This is a genomic window from Archangium sp. (assembly GCF_036388035.1).
GTDB lineage: Bacteria > Myxococcota > Myxococcia > Myxococcales > Myxococcaceae > Archangium.
Genome location: NZ_DASVSO010000661.1, coordinates 1 through 23,650 on the forward strand (window position 1 = coordinate 1; position 23,650 = coordinate 23,650).

Annotated in this window: 22 protein-coding genes and 1 pseudogene; 12 read left to right on the top strand and 11 right to left on the bottom strand. The window is 68.5% G+C overall.

Features of this window, described 5'->3' with window-relative positions; translation table 11 throughout:
- Both VF697_RS26960 and VF697_RS26965 read left to right on the top strand, forming a co-directional pair.
- Positions 1–3,364, top strand: a 3,364-nt coding sequence (locus VF697_RS26960; protein WP_331099594.1) for a response regulator, incomplete at its 5' end; no start/stop codon positions are given.
- Positions 3,365–3,382: 18 nt separating this feature from the next.
- Positions 3,383–4,237 (top strand): protein-glutamate O-methyltransferase CheR, encoded by an 855-nt coding sequence (locus VF697_RS26965; protein WP_331099595.1) that lies wholly within the window; start codon positions 3,383–3,385, stop codon positions 4,235–4,237.
- A gap of 24 nt (positions 4,238–4,261) precedes the next feature.
- On the opposite strand, the gene VF697_RS26970 is transcribed toward VF697_RS26965, so the two are convergent.
- From VF697_RS26970 to VF697_RS26990, 5 genes are all read right to left on the bottom strand, one after another.
- Positions 4,262–4,570, bottom strand: a complete 309-nt coding sequence (locus VF697_RS26970; protein WP_331099596.1) for a hypothetical protein — start codon at positions 4,568–4,570, stop codon at positions 4,262–4,264.
- A gap of 44 nt (positions 4,571–4,614) precedes the next feature.
- A complete protein-coding gene (locus VF697_RS26975) occupies positions 4,615–5,100 on the bottom strand; it encodes a hypothetical protein (RefSeq protein WP_331099597.1) in 486 nt (161 codons plus the stop codon).
- 56 nt (positions 5,101–5,156) lie between these two features.
- Positions 5,157–7,079 carry a YgiQ family radical SAM protein gene (locus tag VF697_RS26980; RefSeq protein WP_331099598.1) on the bottom strand — a complete coding sequence of 641 codons (1,923 nt, stop codon included), beginning with the start codon at positions 7,077–7,079 and terminating at the stop codon, positions 5,157–5,159.
- Positions 7,080–7,159: 80 nt separating this feature from the next.
- Positions 7,160–7,615: a hypothetical protein gene (locus VF697_RS26985; protein ID WP_331099599.1), complete on the bottom strand. Its 456-nt coding sequence runs from the start codon at positions 7,613–7,615 to the stop codon at positions 7,160–7,162.
- A 152-nt stretch (positions 7,616–7,767) separates the two neighbouring features.
- On the bottom strand, positions 7,768–8,880 hold the full coding sequence (locus VF697_RS26990) for a hypothetical protein (RefSeq protein WP_331099600.1): 1,113 nt from the start codon (positions 8,878–8,880) through the stop codon (positions 7,768–7,770).
- A gap of 67 nt (positions 8,881–8,947) precedes the next feature.
- Between VF697_RS26990 and VF697_RS26995 the strand changes: the two genes are divergently transcribed.
- Entirely contained in the window at positions 8,948–9,595 is a 648-nt protein-coding gene (locus VF697_RS26995) for an HAD-IA family hydrolase (RefSeq protein WP_331099601.1), read from the top strand.
- 44 nt (positions 9,596–9,639) lie between these two features.
- Here VF697_RS26995 and VF697_RS27000 read toward each other — a convergent pair whose 3' ends face one another.
- The 4 genes from VF697_RS27000 to VF697_RS27015 all read right to left on the bottom strand — a co-directional run bounded on the left by VF697_RS27000 (position 9,640) and on the right by VF697_RS27015 (position 12,746).
- Positions 9,640–10,257, bottom strand: a complete 618-nt coding sequence (locus VF697_RS27000; RefSeq protein WP_331099602.1) for a hypothetical protein — start codon at positions 10,255–10,257, stop codon at positions 9,640–9,642.
- On the bottom strand, positions 10,247–10,840 hold the full coding sequence (locus tag VF697_RS27005) for a hypothetical protein (RefSeq protein WP_331099603.1): 594 nt from the start codon (positions 10,838–10,840) through the stop codon (positions 10,247–10,249). The genes VF697_RS27000 and VF697_RS27005 overlap by 11 nt, the downstream gene beginning before the upstream one ends.
- The gene (locus tag VF697_RS27010) at positions 10,837–12,033 is read right to left on the bottom strand and encodes a hypothetical protein (protein ID WP_331099604.1); all 1,197 of its coding nucleotides are present in this window, start codon (positions 12,031–12,033) and stop codon (positions 10,837–10,839) included. Before VF697_RS27010 ends, VF697_RS27005 begins: the two co-directional genes overlap by 4 nt.
- Before the next feature lie 260 nt (positions 12,034–12,293).
- Positions 12,294–12,746, bottom strand: coding sequence for a hypothetical protein (locus tag VF697_RS27015; RefSeq protein WP_331099605.1), 453 nt, complete (start codon positions 12,744–12,746; stop codon positions 12,294–12,296).
- A 197-nt stretch (positions 12,747–12,943) separates the two neighbouring features.
- Here VF697_RS27015 and VF697_RS27020 point away from each other — a divergent pair, with 197 nt between their 5' ends.
- Genes VF697_RS27020 through VF697_RS27030 form a run of 3 tightly spaced genes read left to right on the top strand, consistent with a single transcriptional unit; the run spans position 12,944 to position 16,491 of the window.
- The gene (locus VF697_RS27020) at positions 12,944–13,570 is read left to right on the top strand and encodes a hypothetical protein (RefSeq protein ID WP_331099606.1); all 627 of its coding nucleotides are present in this window, start codon (positions 12,944–12,946) and stop codon (positions 13,568–13,570) included.
- A 12-nt stretch (positions 13,571–13,582) separates the two neighbouring features.
- The gene (locus tag VF697_RS27025; RefSeq protein WP_331099607.1) at positions 13,583–15,310 is read left to right on the top strand and encodes a GMC family oxidoreductase; all 1,728 of its coding nucleotides are present in this window, start codon (positions 13,583–13,585) and stop codon (positions 15,308–15,310) included.
- A gap of 20 nt (positions 15,311–15,330) precedes the next feature.
- Positions 15,331–16,491, top strand: a complete 1,161-nt coding sequence (locus tag VF697_RS27030; RefSeq protein WP_331099608.1) for an alpha/beta fold hydrolase — start codon at positions 15,331–15,333, stop codon at positions 16,489–16,491.
- On the opposite strand, the gene VF697_RS27035 is transcribed toward VF697_RS27030, so the two are convergent.
- Positions 16,391–17,248 (bottom strand): sterol desaturase family protein, encoded by an 858-nt coding sequence (locus VF697_RS27035; protein WP_331099609.1) that lies wholly within the window; start codon positions 17,246–17,248, stop codon positions 16,391–16,393. The genes VF697_RS27030 and VF697_RS27035 overlap by 101 nt on opposite strands.
- A gap of 95 nt (positions 17,249–17,343) precedes the next feature.
- Between VF697_RS27035 and VF697_RS27040 the strand changes: the two genes are divergently transcribed.
- The 6 genes from VF697_RS27040 (at position 17,344) to VF697_RS27065 (ending at position 23,306) form a co-directional block, all read left to right on the top strand.
- On the top strand, positions 17,344–17,559 hold the full coding sequence (locus tag VF697_RS27040) for a hypothetical protein (protein ID WP_331099610.1): 216 nt from the start codon (positions 17,344–17,346) through the stop codon (positions 17,557–17,559).
- A 63-nt stretch (positions 17,560–17,622) separates the two neighbouring features.
- Entirely contained in the window at positions 17,623–18,132 is a 510-nt protein-coding gene (locus tag VF697_RS27045; RefSeq protein ID WP_331099611.1) for a hotdog fold domain-containing protein, read from the top strand.
- A 117-nt stretch (positions 18,133–18,249) separates the two neighbouring features.
- Positions 18,250–20,085: a membrane dipeptidase gene (locus VF697_RS27050; protein ID WP_331099612.1), complete on the top strand. Its 1,836-nt coding sequence runs from the start codon at positions 18,250–18,252 to the stop codon at positions 20,083–20,085.
- A 123-nt stretch (positions 20,086–20,208) separates the two neighbouring features.
- A complete protein-coding gene (locus VF697_RS27055; protein ID WP_331099613.1) occupies positions 20,209–21,378 on the top strand; it encodes an NAD-dependent epimerase/dehydratase family protein in 1,170 nt (389 codons plus the stop codon).
- 384 nt (positions 21,379–21,762) lie between these two features.
- A complete protein-coding gene (locus tag VF697_RS27060) occupies positions 21,763–22,194 on the top strand; it encodes a DUF2383 domain-containing protein (RefSeq protein WP_331099614.1) in 432 nt (143 codons plus the stop codon).
- Between the two features lie 83 nt (positions 22,195–22,277).
- Positions 22,278–23,306, top strand: coding sequence for a hypothetical protein (locus VF697_RS27065; protein WP_331099615.1), 1,029 nt, complete (start codon positions 22,278–22,280; stop codon positions 23,304–23,306).
- 9 nt (positions 23,307–23,315) lie between these two features.
- Here VF697_RS27065 and VF697_RS27070 read toward each other — a convergent pair.
- Positions 23,316–23,650, bottom strand: a pseudogene (locus tag VF697_RS27070) (hypothetical protein); the annotation flags it as partial.

Here is a 23,650-nt window from a genome sequence, read left to right on the forward strand (position 1 = left end):
CGTGAACAGCATGGCCAGCAACCTCACCGCCCAGGTGCGAGGCATCGCCACGGTCGTGACCGCGGTCGCCGCCGGTGACCTGAAGCGCAAGCTGGCCCTCGTCGCCAAGGGAGAGATCGCCGCCCTGGCCGACACCATCAACGGGATGATCGACACGCTGGCCACGTTCGCCGACCAGGTGACCACGGTGGCCCGCGAGGTGGGTATCGAAGGAAAGCTGGGTGGTCAGGCCAAGGTGCCTGGCGCGGCCGGTACGTGGAAGGACCTCACGGACAACGTGAACTCGATGGCCGGTTCGCTCACCACCCAGGTGCGCAGCATCGCGGAAGTGGCCACCGCGGTGGCCAAGGGCGACCTGACCCGGAGCATCTCGGTCGAGGCCCAGGGCGAAGTGGCGGCCCTGAAGGACAACATCAACCAGATGATCGCCAACCTGCGTGAGACCACGCAGAAGAACACCGAGCAGGACTGGCTGAAGACCAACCTCGCGCGCTTCACCCGCATGCTGCAGGGCCAGCGCGACCTCGAGACGGTCTCCAAGCTCATCCTCAAGGAGCTGGCGCCGCTGGTTCAGGCGCAGCACGGCGTCTTCTACCTGATGGACGGCACCGAGAAGAGCCAGGCGCTGCGCCTGCTCTCCGCCTACGCGTACAAGGAGCGCAAGAGCCTCGCCAACTCCTTCAAGCTGGGCGAGGGCCTCGTGGGCCAGTGCGCGCTGGAGAAGGACCGCATCCTCCTCACCGACGTGCCGGACGACTACATCCGCATCAACAGCGGACTGGGTGAGTCCAAGCCGCTCAACATCGTCGTGCTGCCGGTCATCTTCGAGGGCCAGGTCAAGGCCGTCATCGAGCTGGCCAGCTTCTACCGGTTCAGCGAGACGCACCTGTCCTTCCTGGACCAGCTCACCGAGTCCATCGGCATCGTGCTCAACACCATCGCCGCCGGCATGCGCACCGAGGAGCTGCTCAAGCAGTCGCAGAGCCTCGCCGACGAGCTGCGCAGCCAGCAGCAGGAGCTCACCGAGACCAACCGCCGCCTGGAGCAGCAGGCCAAGAGCCTCCAGGCCTCCGAGGAGCGCCTCAAGCAGCAGCAGGAAGAGCTGCAGCAGACCAACGAGGAGCTCGAGGAGCGCAGCCGCCTCCTCCAGGTCCAGAACATGGAGGTCGAGCGCAAGAACCGCGAGATCGAGCAGGCCAAGGTGGCCCTCGAGGAGCGCGCCCAGCAGCTCGCCCTGTCCTCCAAGTACAAGAGCGAGTTCCTGGCCAACATGAGCCACGAGCTGCGCACGCCGCTCAACAGCCTGCTCATCCTCTCCAAGCTGCTGGCCGAGAACTCCGAGGGCAACCTCTCCGGCCGTCAGGTGGAGTTCGCGCAGACGATTCACGGCGCGGGCAGCGATCTGCTCAGCCTCATCAACGACATCCTGGACCTGTCGAAGATCGAGTCCGGGACGATGAGCGTGGACGTGGACGAGGTGTCGCTCGACAGCCTGAAGGACTTCGTGGAGCGGACCTTCCGGCAGGTGGCGGTGGACCGCAAGCTGGCCTTCAAGCTGGAGTTCGCCCCGAACATGCCCTCGCATGTCCTCACCGACGGACGCCGGCTGCAGCAGGTGCTCAAGAACCTGCTGGCCAACGCCTTCAAGTTCACCGAGGAAGGCACCGTCACCCTCGAAGTGCGCCCGGCCCGCAGCGGCTGGAGCGTCGATCACCCCGCGCTCAACAAGGGCGGCTCGGTGCTCGCCTTCTCCGTCATCGACACGGGCATCGGCATCCCGGAGAACAAGCAGCGCATCATCTTCGAGGCCTTCCAGCAGGCGGACGGCACCACCAGCCGCAAGTACGGCGGCACCGGCCTGGGTCTGTCCATCAGCCGGGAGATCGCCAAGCTGCTGGGTGGAGAGATCAAGGTGCTCAGCGCCCCGGGCAAGGGCAGCACCTTCACCCTCTACGTGCCGCAGACGTACATGCCGGCGGCGCCCCAGCTCCGCTCGTCCAACCTCGGCGGCGGCGGCAACAGCACCGGCGGTGGCAACAACCGGTCGGCCTCCGAGGAGCGGCTGACGGCCCTGCGCGCGGAGGTGGAGTCCGTGATGCAGGACGCGGAGCTCGCCCGCGAGGAGGAGGTCGAGGACGACCGGCGCAACATCCAGCCGGGGGACCGGACGCTGCTCATCATCGAGGATGACATCGTCTTCGCCCGCATCATCCTGGGCCTGGCCCGGGAGCGCGGCTTCAAGGGCCTCGTCGCGCTGCGCGGCGACACCGGCCTGGCCATGGCGCGGCAGTACCGCCCGGACGCCATCACCCTGGACATCGGGCTGCCCGTCATCGACGGGTGGAACCTCCTGGACCGCCTCAAGCACGACAGCCGCACCCGCCACATCCCGGTGCACATCATCTCCGCGAGCGAGGAGGAGCGCGGCCGCGGCCTGCGGCTGGGCGCCCTGGCGGTGCTCCAGAAGCCGGCCACCCGCGACGCCCTGGGCGAGGCCCTCGGCCGGGTGAAGGGCTTCATCGAGCGGCCGGTGAAGAACCTGCTGGTGGTGGAGGACGATCAGCGCCAGCGCGACAGCATCGTCAGCCTCATCGGCAACGGCGACGTGAAGACGACCCCCGTGGGCAGCGGGCAGGAGGCCCTGGCCGCCATGCAGGAGAGGTACTTCGACTGCGTGGTGCTGGACCTCGGCCTGCCGGACATGACGGGCCTGGAGCTCATCGAGAGCATGAAGCGCCAGGGCCACACCCCGCCCATCATCGTCTACACGGGCAAGGAGCTCACCGAGGAGGAGGAGACCGTCCTCAAGCGCGTCACCGACGCCATCATCATCAAGAGCGTCAAGTCGCCCGAGCAGCTGCTGGACGAAACGGCCCTCTTCCTGCACCGCGTGGAGGCCAACCTGCCCGAGTCCAAGCGGGCGATGATCAAGCAGGTGCACCAGAGCGATCCGGTGCTCGCCGGCAAGAAGGTGCTCGTGGTGGACGACGATGTGCGCAACATCTTCGCCCTCACCAGCGTGCTGGAGAAGCACAAGATGCAGGTCATCTACGCGGAGAACGGCCGCAAGGGCATCGACCTCATCCGTGCCACCCCGGACCTCAACGTGGTGCTGATGGACGTGATGATGCCGGAGATGGACGGCTACGAGACCATGCGGGCCATCCGCCAGGTCAACGAGCTGAAGACGCTCCCCATCATCGCGCTCACGGCCAAGGCGATGAAGGGCGACCGCGAGAAGTGCATCGACGCGGGCGCCAGCGACTACATCACCAAGCCGGTGGAGACGGATCAGCTCCTGAGCCTGCTGCGCGTGTGGCTGTTCCGCACCGCGGACCGGGCTCGCAACACCACCAACGGGTAATGCAACGGGTGACGGGCGATGAGTGACGGCGCGGCACGGGCGGTAGCGGTGGGCGAGGAGCCTATCGAGGACATCGAGCTGGATCTGCTCCTCGAGGGACTCGTCCGCCGCGACGGCCTGGACTTCCGAGGCTACGCCCGTCAGTCACTCCGGCGGCGGGTGTGGAACATGGTGCACTCACAGCGACTGGGGAGCATCTCCGCGCTGCAAGAGAAGGTGCTGCACGACCCTCCGATGATGGAGGAGCTGCTGCAGCACCTGTCGGTGAACACCACCACCATGTTCCGCGACCCGTCCTTCTTCGAGGCGTTCCGCCAGAAGGTGGTGCCCCACCTCTTCTCCGCCCCCTTCGTGCGCATCTGGCACGCGGGGTGCTCCACGGGCGAAGAGGTGTACTCGCTGGCCATCCTCCTCACGGAGGCGGGCCTGTACGAGCGCAGCCGCATCTACGCCACGGACATGAACGCGTCCGTGGTGGAGCGGGCCAAGTCGGGCATCTTCCCGCTGGAGCACATGCGCGAGTACACGGCCAACTACCAGCGGGCCGGCGGAAAGGCCGCCTTCAGCGACTACTACACGGCCAACTACGACCACGCCATCTTCAAGACCTCGCTGCGCAAGAACATCGTCTTCGCGCAGCACAACCTGGTCAGCGACGGCACCTTCAACGAGTTCAACGTCATCCTCTGCCGCAACGTGCTCATCTACTTCGGCACGGATCTCCAGGCGCGGGTGTACCGGCTGCTGCACCAGTCGCTGCGGCGCTTCGGCACCCTCGCGCTGGGGCGCGGCGAGACGCTGCGTCACACCGTCATCGAGAACGAGTACGACGAGCTGGACATCCAGGAGCGCCTCTACCGCCGCCGGGCGTAGTCGCTCCCCTGCCCTCCTTCCGGGCTACTGCACGGCAGCCGGAAGGCGGTAGAGCTCGTCGATGTCCCCATGGTGCCGCAGGCCCATGGCCTCGCGCTGGATGATGAGGTACCAGCGCTGCTTCTCCGCTTCCGCGCGCAGCTCCCGGTGCCGCTCCACGAAGCGGGCCCGCGTCGGGCCACTCAGCCCGTGCAGGGCCTGCTCGGTCTGCTCCAGCTCCGCCAGCAGCGACTCCAGCTGTCGGGCCACCCGCCGCATCGCGGAGGCCTTCTCCGACTGAATCTCCACCTCGATGGCGAGCACGCTGTCCGGGGATTTGGGGCGCGAGGACATGGAGATGACCTAATCCCCACCTCCCGGCACGGCAACCGGCGCGCTCAGTGCGCCGCCGCCGGGGGCTCGGGGTCCTCCTCCGACTCGCCCAGGGACACTTCCCGCGCCACCTTCTTGCGCACGAGCCGCTTGGTGGCGATCTCCTCCTCCTCCGTCCGCTGCCGCCGCCGCACCAGCCCCTGCGACTCGTCCACGAACCAGAAGAGCACCCGGTAGAAGGCCGCGATGACGGTGATGAGGATGGAGGAGAGGAACCAGCTCAGCACGCTCCCCAGCCAGCCGCCCACCACGACCTGAATGGGATAGGTGCCCGTGAGCGGGACCAGCACGAAGGCCACGTAGTGCGAGGCGCAGTAGGGGCAGGACACCAGGTAGCCGAAGAAGGTCTCCTTGCCACCGAGCCGCTCGCGCAGAGGCGCGAAGATACGCTCCTTGGAGATGGTCTGGGACATGCCCATCACCACCGCGGCCACCGCGAAGAGTTGGAAGAGGTCCGTCATGCCCCACAAGGTGACGACGAACCCCGACATGTGCGCTGTCCCCTCGTCCACTTGACGGGGAAGAGGGCAGCCGAGGAGTCAGGCGCTCAGCGGGTGCGCCGCTCGGGCCGCTCGCGCGCCTCGGCCTGCTTGCGGCGGGAGGCCTCGGCGGGGGTCTCCGGCGGCACCAACGCCCGAGGTCCCCGGCCGATGAGATCCTCACGGCCGGCTTGAATCAGCGCCTCGCGCGCCAGCGGCCAGTGCTCGGGGTTCCAGTAGAGCAGCAGCGCCTTCTGCAGCCGCTTCTCCCGCAGCCCCTTGGCCGTGTAGACGGGCTCCATCTTCATCGGGTCATAGCCCGAGTAGTACATGGCCGTGGCCATGGCCATGGGCGTGGGGATGAAGTCCTGCACCTGGCGCGGGCGCTTGCCGTTGTCCTTGAGCCACAGCGCCAGCTCCACCATGTCCTCCAGCGCCGAGCCGGGGTGGCCGCTGATGAAGTAGGGGATGTCGTACTGCTCCTTGCCGGCTTCCTCGCTCGCGCACGCGAACATCGTCTGGAAGCGCTCGAAGCTCTCAATCCCCGGCTTCTTCATCTTCTCCAGCACCCGAGGCGACACGTGCTCGGGGGCCACCGAGAGCTGCCCTCCCACGTGGTGCGCGGCGAGCTCCTTCACGTACTCGGGCGAGCGCTCGGCCAGGTCGTAGCGCACCCCGCTGGCGATGAAGACGTGCTTCACGCCGTCCTCCTCGCGCACCTCGCGCATCAGGTCGATGAGCGGGCCGTGGTCCGTCTGAAGGTTCTCGCAGACACCGGGGTGCACGCACGAGAGCTTGCGGCACTTGCGCTCGATGTCCGGGCTCTTGCACTTGAGCTTGTACATGTTGGCCGTGGGGCCACCCAGGTCCGTGATCGTCCCGCGGAAGTCCCCCATGCGCCGCAGGGCCCGCACCTCGCGCAGCACGCTCTCCGCGCTGCGGCTCTGGATGACCCGGCCCTCGTGCTCGGTGATGGAGCAGAAGGAGCAGCCGCCGAAGCACCCGCGCATCAGCACGATGGAGTGCTTCACCGTCTCGTAGGCGGGGATGCGCTCCTTGTACATGGGGTGCGGGACGCGGTTGAAGGCCAGGTCGTACAGCTCGTCCATCGCCACCGAGTCGCTCCGGGCCTCCCCGTCCTCCAGCGGCAGCGCCGGCGAGTTCATGTAGATGCCGCGGTTGCCGTGGCGCTGCGCGAGCGGCCGCGCGTTGCCCGGGTTCGTCTCCAGCTGGAAGTCGCGGGACATGAGCGCGAAGGCCCGCTTGTCCGCGATGACCTCCTCGTACGAGGGCAGCACCACCGTCTTGCGGTCCGCCGCCCGCTTCGCCGGGTCCGCCTCGTGCGTCTTCATCTCCGCGTCGTTGATGAGGTAGGCGGTGCCGCGCACGTCGCGGATGTCCTCGATCTTCTCGCCCCGACGCAGGCGGTCGGCCACCTCCCACACCGGGCGCTCGCCCATGCCGAAGACGAGCAGGTCCGCCTTGGCGTCGAGGAGGATGGAGCGGCGCACCTTGTCGCTCCAGTAGTCATAGTGGGCGATGCGGCGCAGCGAGGCCTCGATGCCCCCCAGGATGATGGGCACGTCCGGGTACGCCTCGCGGCAGCGCTGGGCGTAGACGATGGTGGCGCGGTCCGGCCGGCAGTTGGTGGCCCCGCCCGGGCTGTACTGGTCCTCGGAGCGGTTCTTCTTCTGCGCGGTGAGCCGGTTGAGCATCGAGTCGAGGTTGCCGGCGGCCACCCCGAAGAAGAGCCGGGGCTTGCCGAGCGCCTTGAAGGGCTCGGCCGAGTGCCAGTCCGGCTGGGGGATGATGCCCACCTTGAACCCTCGCCCCTCGAGGAAGCGGGCGATGAGCACCGGGCCGAACGCGGGATGATCCACGTAGGCGTCCCCGGTGACGATGATGATGTCGAGCTGGTCCCAGCCCCGGGCCTGCATGTCGGCTCGGGTGACGGGAAGGAAGGGGTGCGCGGAGCGGATTTGTGTGGCCATGGGAGTACCCATCCCTCCCCTAACCGCTGACACGGGCGGGACGCAAATGCCCGCTGACCGAAAAAGCGTCCGACCCGCCGCTACCTGGGTCCCTGGGTACCGGTCGCGGCGAGCCCCTCCCCGTTCCGCAGGAGCAGGAAAGGCAGTGGGAGCCTCGCGGCCTGGAAGCGCTCGGCGGCCCAGGCCCGCGCCACCTTCATGTCCCCCACGATGGTGTGGGGGCAGGACAGCGGCTTGAGCTGGCACATGATGTTCAGCGCCAGCCGGATGAAGGGCGAGGTGATGACGAACGCGCTGCCGAGTGAGCGCTGCCGCAGGGCCGCGTCGTGCTTCTGGAGCCACTCCACCTGGCGCTGGCGCTGCTCCAACGTGGGCGCGTTGGACGCCTTGCTGCTGTCGAGGATGGCCAGGTACGTCTCACGGCGGTTCAGGTACGCCGTCATCCTCGCCAGGTAGGCCTCGAATTCCTGGGCCGAGCTCGTTCCCGAGAACGACACCGTCAGCAACGGCCACTCCGAGTCATTGAACGTAATCAACGGACGTGCCCCCCTTTCCACGTACCGTGTGGATGATAGCCGCCGGGACCCACGTCCTCCGGCGCCGTCCCATTGTCCCCGAGTGGCGCGCGGGGCGGTACCCCGAATGGGCTCCCTGCCTTTCCGAAGACACTCCCCTGCCCTGGAGGGCATCAGCCCTGGACGCGGCGCTGGGCGAATCCCAGGAGCGTGCTCACCCCCATGCCCGCGCAGACCGAGAGCGCCGGCAGCACGAGCAGGAGGTACTGGGCCCACTTGGTGGGCCAGAGCACCAGGAACACCAGCCCCACGCCGGCCCAGACGGCCCACACGGGACGCTGGCGCCACGTGGCCCGCGCGCCGACGGCCGCCAGCGGCAGCAGCACCCACGTCGCGGCCCCGGTGGCGAAGACTCCCGCGTGCCAGCGCGTGGGCGTCGCGTGCGTCAGGTGGTAGAGCGGCTGGTACCAGGGCAGTGCCGAGCGCACCACGTGCTCGCTGTGCGAGTAGCGCCAGTGGAACGTGAGGGACTCCCACAGCAGCCCCAGCGGATCCGGCCAGAGGGCCGGGTGCGCGAGCAGGAACAGCCCCACCGCCGGAAGCACGAGCGCGGCCCAGACCCGGCCGCTCGCGCGCCCGTACCCGAGCAGGAAGGGCAGGAACGCCAGCCCCACCACCATGGCGTAGGGGTACTTGCCCGCGGCCGCGAGGCCCAGCAGCCCTCCCGAGAGCGCCAGCCACCCGAGCTGGAAGGGCGCCCCCGTCCCCGAGGCGGCACGGCGGGAGCGCTCGAAGGCCAGCACGGCGAGGATCGCGAAGAGGCCCGGGACTCCCTCCAGGTAGGCCTGGGAGGTGTACTTCGCGTGGTACGAGTCGAGGGCGAGCAGCAGCGCTCCCACCGGGTGCACCAGGCCCGTGAGCCCCACCTGGAGAATGCCCGTCACCGCGGACAGCCAGCGCGTCAGCCGGAAGGCCGGCACGGCGGGCTCGGGGATGGGGCGGCCCACGCGCACCGTCTTCCAGTCGGGCTCGGGGGTGCCCGTCGCCAGCAACTCCGAGGCGAACAGGAGCTTCACCAACGGCGGGTGCTCGAAGTTCTCCCGGTAGGACGCCACCTCGCTCCACCGGCCTCCGGCCACCTTCTCCGCGTAGCGGTACGCCACCGGGAGGTAGACGAGCTCGTCGAAGTCCGGCGGGAGCCGCTCCACCGCCCGGGCCCGCTGCCAGACGGCCACCAGGAGCGCGAGGAGCAGGATCGCCAGGGCCAGGACGCGTTTCGACGACATGGCCGGCGCTGATAACACACTTCCCCCCCGGCCCCGCCTGGAGTGGTACAGGCCCGGGCACCGCCCCATGACGCACCTGCAAAAGACGATTGTCTTCGACCTCGACGGCACGCTGGTGGACTCGCTGCCGGACATCATCGCCAGTTTCCAGTACGGCTTCGCAAGCCTGGGACTGCCGGCGCCGGAGGACGCGGCGGTGCGCGCGCTCATCGGCCAGCCCCTCGAGGCCATGTACGCGCACTTCGCGCCCACGCACGCGCCCCAGCTGTGCGTCGTCTACCGCGAGCACTACGCGCGCAACTTCGTCAACCGCTCGCGCCCCTTTCCCGGCGTCGTCGAGCTGCTGCGCACCCTGCGCGAGCGGGGCTACTGGCTGGCCATCGCCACCACCAAGCGCACCGACATGGCGCGGCGCTTCGTCGAGGCGCTCGGGCTCATGCCCGCCGTGGACTACGTGCAGGGCACCGACGGCTTCCCGCACAAGCCCGCGCCGGACGTCATCCACCGAGCCCTGGGCGCGCTGGGTGCCGAGGGCCTGTGGATGGTGGGAGACACCACCGCCGACATCCTCGCCGGACGGGCGGCGGGGCTGCGCACCTACGGCGTCACCTGGGGCAACCACGACGCCGAGTTGCTCGCCACCGCCGCACCCGACGAGCTCCAGCCCGACCTGGGCCGACTGCTGGAGCACCTGCCCCCGCTTGCCCGGGGTTAGGACATTGCCGAGATACCACCCAACCACTGGGATAAAGAGAGGCGCTATTTAGTCCGCGCGGCCTCGCGCCGGATACGAAACCCGTAGAGCAGAAAAGACAGAGCCTCGGCAGGTGAGAGCATCGCGCCCGGAATCTGCAAATCATCGTGTGCGGGATGAACATGGCTGCGCAGACCCAGCTCCCTGTCGTTGTGGTGCCCTGGCTGGTTCAGATCGAACCGCACGAACCAGATTGGCACACGGGAGGGATGGTAGAGTTCGAAATCGTAGGCGATCAGCTCAAGCTGGCCAGGGCTCTCCCTGACCGTGATGGAAAAATGAATGACCGCCCCGTCATCCCGAATGAACTTCTTCCTGGGATCGATGTCTCCAGAAAGCCGAGGGATATCCTTGTAACCTCCAACGATTGCGTGAGTACCTCCACGCTCCTTGACTTTCCGCGATTGCTCCGCTGATTCCAGCTTGAGCAACTGAGTCGCGCTATAGGGAGGAGTCTGGAGCACCTCGTCTCGAATCGCCTTCTGGAGAATGCGCCGAAGCTCGTTACGGAGTTCCTCCACCGTCGGGGGCAATGGCTCAAGCGCTTGCTCGAGACGCCCCTGGAGTGCCCGCATCTTCTTCAGAAGTTCCGGAGGAGCAGGAGGCTTGTCTTCATTTGCCAAGCAAATCTCCTCGTCCCAACAGTACGAGCCATTCCGCGTAAGGAGGATCACCCGGTAGCGTTCCCTGCTCAGCGCGGGCAATGACCTCCGCATCCGTCATGCCGTACCCATTCCGTAATCCAGAAAGGCGAGCTTCACGTTCTCGCGCCGAGAGCAGATGAGAGCGTGTCTCCAGGCGCCAGGCGGCGCCCCCCAGCCAGCTTGCGAGATTGGGGGCATGGCGGAAGAACTGCCCCAAGGCGCTCTCATCGAGAATGAAGATGGACGCATTCTCCCGCTGGAGCACAGAACGCTCCTCATCCAGATGCTGCCAGTCCAGAGGACTGAAATCATTCAAACCCGAGATGATCAGTACCCCCACCTTCTGCTTGCGTACTGCTTCGACAAGGGATTGAGCCGTCCTGGCCTGGATGTGAACAGGTTCAATGTCGCCTATAGCTCTCAACTCCTCCATGAGCGCACCAACGACCTGCCCCATCTGGTCCTCGGAAACCACAAGAGCAAGCCACTCATTGGGACCAAGTCGTTCGAGTACGTCGAAGGCGAAATCACCCAATTCCGTCGCCGTGGGATGAAGGTTCATGTCCGTCCGGCCAATTGGTCGAGCAGTGGAGCGATCACCGGGTGTACTGAAAAAGCAAAAGGAGAGGAACGGCTGCGGTATTCCAATATGCGGCGGGTCGCAATGAGCTCCAGATCCTCTTGAGACGTACGCACGAACCCTCCCGTGGCACGCAGGTGTTTGAGTGTCTCGATCTCTTCTTGCTTGAGACCCACTAGAAGAGCCCGGCCATAACCCTCGGCGGCTGCATCAGCATGCTCGCCACCAATGCATTCCGCCCCCTGCCGGTAAGCCTCGTCGCCAGCGGCCTTGGCAAGATAGATGAGGTCACGCAGGACTCCGCCCGAGAGGTTCACGAGCCTTCTTGCCGTCTCATCAGGTAGTATTTCAGGAGTACCTCTACGACGAAGGACGTCGAAAAGAAATGAGCGGCCCCGCTCGTCATGCTCGACATCCACCGGACTTTGCAGGTGCAGGTAATCAAAATGCTCCACGTCGAGCCGCTCGAATCCGCTCAATGAGCGAATGGGTCCAATCAAGACCACGCCAATCTTCGCCCAGTGCAGGGCCGCGACATCCTGCTCAACGATCTTGGTGAAGACACGCGTGTCCGTCATCCTGTCCAACGAGTCGAAGAGCAGAACGAGGTTCTGGCCACGTTCCGCCAGCACACCATGCGCCTCATGAAGGAGTGACACATAATCATCAGCGATATCGACCCAAGGCTTCTTGGGGGGAGTCACGATACCTGGCTGCCACTCGCTGCCATCGCCATCATCGCCGTAATAGTCCTCATACGGATAGCGCCAGTAGCCCTTGGCCCAGCTCATGAGAGGAGCCCATTGAATGCTGGTAGCGGACTTGCTCTCCAGGATTGAGCGAAGGTACAGCCCCGCCAAGGCAACGAGACACCCGGGCCTGGCTTGCGCCATCTCCAACTGCTCGCTTACATCGATATACTCCGCACACACGTCATCGAGAGCAGAAAGCCCCGCCTGAGCCCTCAGAAGCTGGGTCGTCTTCCCCGCACCAATACCGCCGACAACGAGCTGGCGCGAAGCCGGTTCGATCTCGAAGCGACGCACAATGTGATCGGAGATGGCGTCCGGCGGCGTGACATACAACTGGCGCTCGATGGCCAACTTCGGGTTGGCCGTCGCCGACATATTCGCCATGTATGCCCGGAATTTCTCTCGCCTCGTCATCTTCAGCACCCTCTCGCTCGCCACGAGTCGCCCATGTCGCCCCCCATCTTGCAGCCCTCTTGCCTACTGGCCAAGCATAGGCCGCAGGGGAAGCCACAACCTCATTCACTCCATCCAGTCACCCCAAGAATACGTACCAGGAGTCAAGACAGGACTGGAGATCATCGAACGGATGCTGGGCAGCCCAGCAAGCGGCGGTGCCGCCTGAAGCTAATGAACCGCCTTCGCACACCCACCGCCACTCCGCGCTTGCCGCGCGCCCGGGGAGATCACGCCGGCCCGGCCGCGGGCGCGTCCTCCTCGTGCACGTGCGCCTTCTGCTCCCGGTATTCGGAGATGTGCTCGTAGACACTCTCCGGGAACTGGAGGTCCTTGTAGACGTTGCACGCGTCCGGATCCTCCGCGTTGGGGCAGATGGGGAACTCCTGCTGCGCCTGGAACTGGAGCACCTTCTCGCGCCGGGGCGGGCTGTAGTCCTTCGCCTTCACCTGCTCGATGAGCGCGAGCGCCTGCCGCTCGTCGAAGGCCGGGTCCTGCAGGAGCGTGTCCCGCAGCTCCTCCTCGTCGAGGAAGTGGCGCGCCACCATCGCGAAGACGAGCCGGCCAAAGTGACCGATGTCCTGGCCGTCGTCGAGAGAGTCCAGCAGGTGCGCCATCATCCCGTTCTTCCGAAGCGCCTCGCGCCCACTGCTGCTCCGGCTCTGCTTGCGTGTACGTGCCATGGCTGAAGCTCCCTGAAAGCGTGTTCAGTTCTCCACTGGAAGCTAGGCACCGCGTGAAGTGAGGCCAGGAGTCCGCCACGGCCGTCTGGCGGGCAGCCACCCGGGCACGGCGAACCCATCACAGCCCACCCTCTGCCCCTCAGCCTAGACGGGCACCCGTGCACCCCCAAAGGCGCGAGGCCCGGAGGCGACGGCTGATGAGAAATACCCCCGACCTGCTCTTCCGCGAGACGATGTCCGGACCCCTGGCCCCTGGCGCCTGGGATCCCCTACACGGCGAGCACGCGGGCCACGCCACGCCCTTCACCCTGCACTCCACCCTCCGCATCGACTCGCTAGAGGCCTTCCTCGGCGACCCCTCGCACGAGGCTCGGTTGGAGGGCGAGGTCTCCTTCCCGCCCTTCGGCGACCGGCTTCCCGTCCTGCACGGGAGCTTCCAGCTCTTCTCGCCCACCGAGGACCCGGGCATGCGGCTGATGCGCTACGGCGTCACCTTCGCCCACGCGCAGCGCGAGTACTTCCTCGCCGGGACCAAGTTCCTCCAGGACGCGCCGGGCTCGAACCTGTGGCGGGAGACAACCCGGCTCTACAGCACGCTGCACGAGGGCCCTTCCAACCGAGGTCCGGTGGTGGGCGCGGGCGTGCTCACCATCGGCGTGAGCGGGTTCCTCCAACTGCTGGCCAGCTTACGGGCGCCTCGGGGCGGAGCGGAGACCGTGGTGCGCTTCGGCCAGTTCTTCCTCGGCAACCTCTGGGACCTGTACGCGCGGCTCCCCGAGGTGTGGCCCGTGCGCTTCGCCCCCTCGCGGACGCCCTGGGATTGAGGCACGCACACCATGGCTCCAAGACCTGAACACTTCGACGCCATCATCGTCGGCTCCGGCTTCGGTGGCTCGGTGATGTGCTACCGGCTGGCCGAGGCGGGGCTGCGCGTATGCCTGCTCGAGCGCGGCAAGGTGTACCCGCCGGGCTCCTTCCCCCGCAGTCCCTACGAGATGCGCCACAACTTCTGGGACCCGGCCCACGGCCTGCACGGCCTCTTCAACATCTGGTCCTTCCGGGGACTCGGTGGCGTGGTGGCGAGCGGGCTCGGAGGGGGCTCGCTCGTCTACGCCAACGTGCTCCTCCGCAAGGACGAGCACACCTTCGTGCGCGAGGACCTCGCGGCCGGCGGCTACGAGCACTGGCCCGTCACCCGCGAGCAGCTCGAGCTCCACTATGACCAGGTGGAGGAGATGCTGAGACCCCAACGATTACCCGTCGACTTCGAGCCCTACCGCTCCACGCCGAAGACGCGCGCGATGCGGCACGCCGCCGAGCGGCTGGGCCAGGAGTGGTTCCTCCCCCCGCTGGCGGTGACCTTCGGCAACCCCGGCGAGGTGCCCCACCCCGGCGAGCCCCTGCGCGAGCCGTCCCCGAACCTGCACGGCCGCTCCCGCCTCACCTGCCGCATGTGCGGGGAGTGCAACCTCGGCTGCAACTACGGGAGCAAGAACTCGCTCGACTACACGTACCTGTCGGCCGCGAAGCGCCACGGCGCGGACCTCCGGAGCCGGTGCGAGGTGATGTCGCTGCGCCCCCGGGCCGAGGGAGGCTATGCCGTCGCGTACGTGGACCATGGCGGCACCGAGGAGGGCGCCCCTCCCACGTCCGAGCCCCCCCGACGCACCCTCACCGCGACTCGGCTCATCCTGGCGGCCGGCACCTTCGGGACGAACCACCTGCTGCTGCGCAACCGGCGCTCGTTCCCCCGGCTCAGCCGGAAGCTCGGCACGCGCTTCTGCGGCAACGGAGACCTGCTGGGCCTCGTCGTGCGGTGCATGGACAGCGGCTCCGGCACGCCCCGGCCCCGCATGCTCGACGGCGGCAACGGCCCCGTCATCACCAGCACCCTCCGCTACCCGGACTCGCTGGAGGGCGGTGGCGGGCGCGGCTTCTACCTCCAGGACGCGGGCCACCCGGAGCTCTTCAACTGGCTCTACGAGGTGCGCCACCCCCTCAAGACGGCGCTCCGCTCGCTCCAGCTCGCCGGACACCTGGCCAAGGTGTGGCTGGGGCTGGAGCGCGACAGCGACATCTGCGCGGAGCTCGCCGAGGCGCTCGGCTCCGGGCTGGAGTCCGCCACGTCCATGGCCCTGCTCGGCATGGGGCGGGACGTGCCGGACGGCCGGCTGCGGATGACCCGTGGAGGGAAGATGGCGCTCCAGTGGAGCCCGCGCGCCTCGGCCGCGTACTTCCGCCACCTGCGCCACGCCATGGAGGACGTCGCCGAGGCGCTCGAGGGAAAGCTGATGCACTTCCCCCTGACGCACCTCGGCCACGTCATCACCGTCCACCCGCTCGGCGGCTGCCCCATGGCTCGCCACCGGGACGAGGGCGTCGTCGACGCGAACGGCGAGGTCTTCGGCTACCCCGGCCTCTACGTGGCGGATGGCTCCGTCATGCCCGGACCCGTCGGCCCCAACCCCGCACTCACCATCGCCGCGCTGGCGGACCGCTTCGCCGAGTCCCTCCTGGCGCGACGCCCCATCCGCCTGCCCACCTCCCCGGAGGCCGTGGCCTGAAGCCTCGGAGAGCCGACAGCATGCGCACCTTCTCGAAGCTGGAGGACAGCAGCGCCCGGGAGCGGGAGATTCCCCTCCACACCCTGGAGGGCGTCCCCGACGCCGACATCCACGTCCACCCCTTCACCACCCAGGACGGGCTCGGGCTGAGCCTGCACCGCTTCCTCCGCGCGCCGGCGGACGACGTGGTGCTCCTCATCCACGGCCTCACCACGTCGAGCGACATGTTCATCATGCCGGAGCATGAGAACCTCGTCCGCTACCTGCTCGACCATGGGTTCTCCGACGTGTGGACGCTCGACTTCCGGATGAGCAACCGCTACCCGTACAACCTGCGGCGGCACCGCTACACCCTGGATGACGTCGCCGCATTCGACTTCCCGGCGGCCGTGGCCCGCCTCCGCCAGGTGGTGGGAGATTGCCGGCTGCACGTCATCTGCCACTGCCTGGGCTCGGTCTCCTTCATGATGAGCCTGTTTGGCGGCGCGGTGGAGGACATCTCCAGCGTCATCGCCAACAGCGCCGCGCTCACGCCTCGGATTCCCCGCTGGTCCCAGCTCAAGCTCGCCGTGGCGCCCTTCCTCCTGGAGCACGTGCTGGACATGCCCTACCTGGACCCGAACGCCCGCCACGAGCCCCTCCTGTCGCGCAGCGGGCTGCTCGGCCGGGCCGTGGGCCTGCTCCATCGCGAGTGCGACGAGCCGGCCTGCCACATGCTCAGCATGATGTGGGGCTCCGGCGCGCCCGCGCTCTACCGCCACGAGAACCTGCACCCCGTCACCCACCGGCGCGGCGGGGACCTCTACGGGCCCACCAGCCACCACTACTACCGGCACGTCCTGAAGATGGTGCGGGCCGGCGGCGCGGTGAAGTACGACCTCGGAGACTCACGGCTCGACCACCTGCCGGACAACTACTTCCGCTTCGCCCGCGACCTCCAGACGCCCATCCTGCTCGTCACCGGCGAGGACAACCACGTCTTCACCGACTCGAACGTCGTGTGCTACCGGCGGCTCGAGGCGCTCGCGCCGGGACGGCACTCGCTCGAGGTCATCCCGGGGTACGGGCACCAGGACGTATTCATGGGGAAGGACTGCGCTCGAGCTGTCTTCCCCCGCTTCCTTCGCTTCCTGGAGGCACGGCGGCGGGAGCATCCGCTGTCCCGCGTGGCCGCTCGGTGATGGCCGCGTACGTCGCGGCGTACTGGGGGTGGTTGGTGCCCAGCAGCCGATCCCACACGTTGAAGTAGAGGCCGAAGTTCCAGTTCGTCTTCTGGTGGTGCTGGTGGTGGTGGGTCGTCGTGTTGAAGATCCACCCCAGCGGCGAGCGCAGGAAGCCGCGCGGGTACATCTCGAAGCCGAGGTGTCCCGTCACGTTGATGAGCAGCGAGAGGGTGAGGAAGACGATGAACGCGTCGCGGTGCACGGGCAGCGTCAGCGCGATGAGGGGCGCGATGCCGGCCTCGATGATGGCCTCCAGCGGGTGGAAGGCGTAGGCGGCGAGCGGCGACGGGTCATGCGACAGGTGGTGCACCCGGTGGGCGTACTTGAAGACGGGCTTCCAGTGCATGAAGCGGTGCGTCCAGTAGAAGTACGCGTCGTGGAGCACGAGCATCACCGGCACGGACAGGACGGTCCACACGGGGCCATACCGGTCGTCGGTGTAGATGCGTGACAGCCCGGCCTCGGCCAGCTCGAACATCAGCACGCCCATGAGCCCGAAGATGCCCAGGGACACCATCGAGTAGAAGAGCTCCCTGCGCGCCTGCTTCGAGCCGGTGGGCCCCGGCCCGAGCCGCCGCGACACCGCGCGCTTGGGGGTCAGCCGGTGGAAGAGGACGTAGGCCGGGACGGCGATGAGCGCATAGCGAACGAGGTTGATGGCGAAGACAGCGAGCGCGATGCTCACCGGCGAACGCGGGACGAAGGGGGGCAACATGCGGGGCCTCCAGACAGGGCGGCAGTCTACCGCCTTCCGCTCGAATCCGAGCCCCGGATACACCCCCCCGGCCCCTCCTCGAAGGAAACCGACACATGGAACTCGAGCTTCGCAACCGCCGTGCCCTCGTCACCGGCTCCACCCTTGGAATCGGCTTCGCCATCCGCTCCTGCGCCGCTTCGCCACCCCCGAGGAGGTGGCCAACCTGGCCGTCTACCTGTGCAGCCCGCGCGCTGTGCAGCCCGCGCGCCTCGGCCACCACCGGCTCCTCGCTCCGGGTGGACGGAGGCACCGCCAACTACATCCTCTGAGGCGGACACTCGCGGCGGACACTCCGCCCCTGGAGGCCGTGGGAGTGCTATGTCCCCGGAGCCATGCTCACGCTCTCCAGCCTGACCGAGTCCTTCTCCCGCCTCGCCTCGTCCGAGACCCTGCGCCGCGCGTGGGGCGTGCTGCGCCACGCTCCCGGCGGTGGAGTCCTCATGGGGCAGATCCTCGGCAACCTCGCGCCCTATACCGGCACCATCCACCCGGAGGTGCTCTCCCTGGAGGAGGGCTACGCCCGGATACGCATGCGGGACCGGCGGAGCGTCCGCAACCACCTGCGCTCGGTGCACGCCATCGCGCTGATGAACCTGGGCGAGGTGGCCACCGGGGTCGCGATGATGTCCGCCCTGCCCGGGGACATGCGCGGCATCATCACGCACCTGGAGATGGACTACCTGAAGAAGGCCCGGGGCTCCATCACCGCCGAGTGCCGCGCCCCCACCGCCGTCGTCGGCGAGCGGCGCGAGTACGAAGTCCAGGCGGACCTGAGCGACGAGTCCGGCCAGGTGGTGGCCCGGGCCCGTGCGCGCTGGCTCATCGGCCCCGCCACGCACTGACCCGCGCCCGCCCCACGCCGCGAGCGTTGGTGAAGAAACGAAAGTGGCCGGAAGCTGTGACGCCGTGAAGCATCCGGGGCATGCTGCCGCGGCTCCCAGCCGGCTCCGGAGGCTTCCATGGCACCCCCCGTGTTTGGATTCGCCGATCTGCACTGCCACACGATGGCCCACCTGGGCTTTGGCGGGCACCTGCTCGCCGGACGTCCGGATGGAGACATCGCGCAGGCGCTCGCCCGTTGTGACATCCACCTCCACGGCAAGTGGGGCGTTGGCAACTTCGGGAAGGACTGGCCGCTGGTGCAGGCCTTCATCGAGGGCGGCCTCGGTCACGGGCCCTGTGGCCACGGCTCCTTCGCGGACTGGCCCCACTTCAACACCCGCATCCACCAGCAGGTCTTCGTGGACTGGCTCAAGCGGGCGCACGACGGAGGGCTGCGGCTGTTGTGCAGCGTGGCCGTCAACAACGAGCTGCTCGCCGAGGAGAGCCGCCACCCGGACAGCGACCAGAGCTCCATCGAGAAGCAGATGGCCGAGCTGCGCCGCTTCACCGAGCGGCACGCGGACTGGATGGGCCTGGCCCTGAGCGCCTCGCAGGCCCGCCAGCTCATCGCGTCCGGCAAGCTGGCCGTGGTGGCCAGTGTGGAGGTGGACTCGCTGGACAGCCTCCTGGGAGACCGCAAGGCGCTCGGCAAGCAGCCCCTCAAACTGGAGCAGCTTCCCCGCATCCTCCAATGGCTCCGGGACCAGGGCTTCCGGATGATGACGCCGCTGCACCTGGGCAACAACAGCTTCGGCGGCGCCGCCGTCTACGACGACAAGTTCAACCTGCTGAACCACTTCCTGCGCGGGCACTTCTTCGACGTGCGGGGCAACCCCAGCGTGGGCTTCCGGCTCGGGGAGGGCATGGACACCCAGACGAAGCTGTCCGTCACCGTCTACGAGGTCACGCGCCGGGCGCACTACCCCCGGGGCTACAAGGACAACGCGCCGGGGCAGGGCCACGTCAACAGGCTCGGGCTCACCCCGACGGGCGAGGTCTTCCTGCGCGAGGCCATGCGCCAGGGCTTCATCCTCGACCTGGAGCACATGTCCGAGCTGTGCACCGACGCCGTCCTCACCCTGGCCGAGAAGCACGACTACCCGCTCGTCTCCTCGCACTGCGCCTTCCGCGAGCAGGCCCTGGCGCGCCAGGAGACGAGCCTCAAGAGCAAGTGCTCCAACGAGTACATGAAGACGCGCGAGCAGGCGCGGCGCATCCTCGCGCTGGGCGGGGTGCTGGCGCCCATCACCAACCAGCACGAGCTGAAGGACTTCCCCGGCAGCACGGTGGAGAACGACTGCGCGCGCTCGTCCAAGACGTGGGCACAGTCCTACCAGTACGCCCTCTCCCTGCTGCGCGAGGTGGGCTCCGGCGGCGTGGCCATGGGCACCGACTTCAACGGCCTCAACCAACAGCCGGGGCCCCGCTACGGGCCCAACGCCGCCTCCGGGCTGAAGGGGGACTCGCTGCGCGAGAAGCGGCTCCCCGTGCAGCAGATGCTCCAGCGCAACAAGCCGCCCCTGCCCTACTCCGGCACCATGCACCGCACGAACGTGCCCTTCGTGCGCTCGCGCGCCGGCACGCGCGAGTTCGACTTCAACACCGACGGGCTGGCCCACATCGGCCTGCTGCCGGACCTCATCCGCGACCTGCTCCACGTGGGCATGACGGACGCCCAGCTCGACCCGCTCTTCTCCTCGGCCGAGTCCTTCCTGCGCATGTGGGAGACCTGTGAGGCCCGCTCCGCCGCCAACGTCGCCGGGGAGCTGGCGAATGCCGCGATTCCCCGGTTCGCGATGGGGCTCGCACCGTCGCTCACGGCGGAGGCCGCGCCCGAGCCGAAGCCCCCGCGGGACTCCGGGACCGGGGGCGGCTCCGGGACGACACGCAAGGCCCGCCGCTCCCGGCGGTGAGCCGGTCCACACGTCGGGAATACGGAAAATCGTCCGGTGTCTTGGAGGCCCACCAGGAGACCGAGCCATGCGTGGCCCGGTCGCTCCCTCTCGTCCCTGGTCCATCGCCCTTCGAGCCCGACCATGACCCCTTCCCGACGGCAGTTCCTCCAGTTCTCCCTGGCCGCGGCCTCGCTGGCGGCATGCGCCCCGAGCATGCGCGCCCTGTCCGGTGAGGAGCGCTCCTCCGCCCCCGCGAAGAAGAAGATTCTGGTCCTCGGAGGGACGGGCTTCCTCGGCCCGGCCTTCGTCACCGCGGCGCGGGCGCGCGGGCATGAGCTGACGCTCTTCAACCGCGGCAAGACCCGGCCGGAGCTCTTCCCCGACGTGGAGAAGCTGCACGGGGACCGCGACCCGAACAAGGGCGAGGGCCTGAAGGCGCTCGAGGGCCGGAAGTTCGACGCGGTCCTCGACACCTCGGGCTACTACCCGCGCATGGTGCGCGCCTCCGCCGAGCTGCTGGCGCCCAACGTCGGGCAGTACGTCTACATCTCCAGCGTCTCGGCCTACGCGAAGAACGACACGCCCCACGCGGACGAGAGCGCCGAGACGGCCACGCTCGCCGACCCCACCGTCGAGACGATGGGCAAGAACTTCGAGAACTATGGCGGGCTCAAGCGCGCCTGCGAGGAGGCCGCCGAGAAGGCGCTGCCGGGCCGCGTCGCCAATGTCCGCCCCGGCTACATCGTCGGCCCCGAGGATCGCACGGACCGCTACGTGTACTTCCCCCTGCGCTTCGAGAAGGGGGGCGAGATGCTCGCGCCGGGCAGCCCCTCGGACCCGATGCAGATCATCGACGTGCGCGACCTGGCCGAGTGGCTCGTGCTGCTCATCGAGCGCAACACGACGGGCATCTTCAACGCCGTGGGGCCGGAGAAGCCCTGGACCATGGGCGAGATGTTCGCGGCCTGCAAGGAGGTGACGGGCGCGAACACGAAGCTCACCTGGGTGCCCGGGGAGTTCCTCCTGAAGAACGGCGAGGACGGCGAGGGCGCGCTCCCCATCTGGGCGCCGGCCTTCGGGGCCTACGCGGGCATGCACCTGCGCAGCAACGCCAAGGCGGTGCGGGCCGGGCTGAAGTTCCGCTCGCCGGTCGTCACCACCCGGGACGCGCTCGCGTGGTTCAAGAGCCTGCCCGAGGATCGCCAGGACAAGCCGCGCGCCGGGCTCACCCCGGAGCGCGAGGCGGAGCTGCTCTCGCTGTGGGCACGGGCCCAGGGCCAGCAGGGCCCGCCGGCCGCCCAGGGCGGATAGTCGTCCAGGGCGCACACCGCGGGGCTCGCCCCTCTCCCCCTCCAGGCCCGGGCGGGTACGCTCGACGCCCGCCCCTTCTCGCGGGCCCCTGGAGCGCGACATGGCCATCCACCACACGGAAGACTCCTTCGAGGGCGCGGGCGGGCCGCGCCTGTTCTCCCAGGGCTGGCGGCCCGAAGGAGCGCCCCGCGCGGTGTTGGCCATCGTCCTGAAGCTGGGGAAGGCGACGGAAGCGGACGCCCCCACCGCCCCTCCGTTCACCCCTGGCGAGCAAGCAACCCCCCTTCCGCCGTCTCGGCGTGGGGCAAGGCAGAGGAGCGCCCGTTGCCGCTCCGCGAGGGAGCATCACCTTTGCGCGAGCCAATCCACGCTGGGGGAAAGCCAATGGCGAACACCGACGTCGAGACACTCAACTCCTTCCTTCGCGGTGAGATCTCCGCGGTGGAGACCTACCGTCAGGCCATCGGTCACGTGTCGGATGACCGCATTCGCGGCGCGATCGAGGACTGCCTGCACGACCACGAGCACCGCGTGGAGGCGCTCCGCGAGCGCATCGAGAAGCTGGGGGGCACGCCCGCTGGAGGCTCCGGCATCTGGGGCACCTTCGCCAAGCTGGTGCAGGCGGGCGCCGACGTCCTGGGGGAGAAGACCGCCATCCAGGCGCTCGAGGAGGGCGAGGATCATGGGCTGGCGGACTACCAGCGCGACATGGACAAGACCCATGGCGAGGCCCGCCGCTTCGTCCGGATGGAGCTGCTGCCCGCGCAGAAGCGCACCCACGAGCGGATGAGCCGCATCAAGAAGACCCTGCACTGACGCCCCGGGCAGCACGGTGAGGGCCGGGAGGAGCGCCACCGCACGCGCTCCTCTCCTGTACACTCCACCCGATGGAGAGCCCCTTGCCCAAGGCATGTCCCCGCTGTGGTGAGCCTCGCATCCTCGCGCCGGAGTGCCCGAGATGCGGCGTTCTCTACGCCAAGGCGGAGGCCCGTGCGGCACGGCTCGCCCCGCGGCCCGCTCCCGCGCAGCCGGCCACGCCCGCGCTGGAGCCACGAGAGCCCGCCCCCTATTCCTACGCCGAGCCCGAGCGCCCTCCGCACCTCCCACCCGAGGGGCTCGCCTGGGACGGAGACCTCGAGGACGCACGGCTCGAGCTGCGGATGCGCCAGTTCGCCCTTCCCGTGGCGCTCGTCGTGGCCTGGCTGCTCGTGAATTCTCCGGTGGGCGGCAGGCTCGTTCGCATCTTCCTGTCCATGTGGATCCACGAGCTGGGCCACGCCGTCACCGCCTGGTTCTGCGGCTTCTCCGCCATCCCCGGGCCGTGGTTCACCCGCATCTCGGAGACCCGCTCCACCTTCGTCTTCCTGCTGCTGGCCACCTCGCTCGGAGGGCTCATCCTCCGCGGAGCGTTCACCCAGCGCCGCTCCCTGGTGATCGCCGGCGCCACGGGGCTCGTCCTCCAGTTCGTGGGCACCGGGGTGCTGTCGCTCTCGAAGGCCATCCAGCTCTTCACCTTCGGGGGCGATGCCGGGTGCCTCGTCCTCGGCAGCCTCCTGATGGCGACCGTCTACGCCCCCAGGGACTCCGCCCTGCGACGCGGCTGGCTGCACTGGGGCTACCTGGTCATCGGCGCCGCGTCCTTCATGGACGCCTTCTCCCAGTGGTGGGCCGCTCGGAGTGACTTCGAGCGCATCCCCTTCGGGGAGAACGAGGGCGTCGGGCTGAGCGATCCCTCCACGCTCGCCGACGTCTACGGCTGGAGCGAGACCGAGCTGGTCCAGCGCTACACCTGGCTGGGACTGGCCTGCCTGGCCGCGCTCGCCGTCCTCTACACGGTGGGACTGCTCCGCGCCCGCGCCGAGCTGCGCGCGCTGGAGCACGTCCCCGGGACGGTGGGCCCGCCGGCCCCCTCGTTCGACGCGAGGTGAGCGCGGGCCTCAGCGCGTCTTCCGGCCCTCCGGGGCGGAGGCGCCGGAGGACGCGTGCGCCAGCGCCTGAATGGACTGGATGCGCCGCTCGGCCTCCTGCGCATCGAGGAAGATGTGCAGCATGTCGCGGATGCTCGGCAGCGCCTTCGCCAGCGTCACGGGGTTGAGCATCTGAGGCTCCACCCCGGCCTTGCGGCACGCACGCGTCATGGTGGAGGGGGCGATGACGGGCGACAGGCCACAGCGCGCCACCAGCTCATCGAAGAGGGAGCCGTGGAGCGCCTTGGCGGCCGGCGCGGGCGCGGCGGGTGCCGGCGCGGGCGCGGCGGGTGCCGGGACGGCCG

Coding starts and splice junctions, on each gene's coding strand:
- VF697_RS26980 (WP_331099598.1), bottom strand. CDS start 7,079: ATGGCCACACAAATCCGCTCCGCGCACCCCTTCCTTCCCGTCACCCGA.
- VF697_RS27055 (WP_331099613.1), top strand. CDS start 20,209: ATGACCCCTTCCCGACGGCAGTTCCTCCAGTTCTCCCTGGCCGCGGCC.
- VF697_RS27005 (WP_331099603.1), bottom strand. CDS start 10,840: ATGAACCTTCATCCCACGGCGACGGAATTGGGTGATTTCGCCTTCGAC.
- VF697_RS27040 (WP_331099610.1), top strand. CDS start 17,344: ATGGAACTCGAGCTTCGCAACCGCCGTGCCCTCGTCACCGGCTCCACC.
- VF697_RS27045 (WP_331099611.1), top strand. CDS start 17,623: ATGCTCACGCTCTCCAGCCTGACCGAGTCCTTCTCCCGCCTCGCCTCG.
- VF697_RS26970 (WP_331099596.1), bottom strand. CDS start 4,570: ATGTCCTCGCGCCCCAAATCCCCGGACAGCGTGCTCGCCATCGAGGTG.
- VF697_RS27030 (WP_331099608.1), top strand. CDS start 15,331: ATGCGCACCTTCTCGAAGCTGGAGGACAGCAGCGCCCGGGAGCGGGAG.
- VF697_RS26965 (WP_331099595.1), top strand. CDS start 3,383: ATGAGTGACGGCGCGGCACGGGCGGTAGCGGTGGGCGAGGAGCCTATC.
- VF697_RS27035 (WP_331099609.1), bottom strand. CDS start 17,248: ATGTTGCCCCCCTTCGTCCCGCGTTCGCCGGTGAGCATCGCGCTCGCT.
- VF697_RS27050 (WP_331099612.1), top strand. CDS start 18,250: ATGGCACCCCCCGTGTTTGGATTCGCCGATCTGCACTGCCACACGATG.
- VF697_RS27060 (WP_331099614.1), top strand. CDS start 21,763: ATGGCGAACACCGACGTCGAGACACTCAACTCCTTCCTTCGCGGTGAG.
- VF697_RS27015 (WP_331099605.1), bottom strand. CDS start 12,746: ATGGCACGTACACGCAAGCAGAGCCGGAGCAGCAGTGGGCGCGAGGCG.
- VF697_RS26995 (WP_331099601.1), top strand. CDS start 8,948: ATGACGCACCTGCAAAAGACGATTGTCTTCGACCTCGACGGCACGCTG.
- VF697_RS27025 (WP_331099607.1), top strand. CDS start 13,583: ATGGCTCCAAGACCTGAACACTTCGACGCCATCATCGTCGGCTCCGGC.
- VF697_RS26975 (WP_331099597.1), bottom strand. CDS start 5,100: ATGTCGGGGTTCGTCGTCACCTTGTGGGGCATGACGGACCTCTTCCAA.
- VF697_RS26990 (WP_331099600.1), bottom strand. CDS start 8,880: ATGTCGTCGAAACGCGTCCTGGCCCTGGCGATCCTGCTCCTCGCGCTC.
- VF697_RS27020 (WP_331099606.1), top strand. CDS start 12,944: ATGAGAAATACCCCCGACCTGCTCTTCCGCGAGACGATGTCCGGACCC.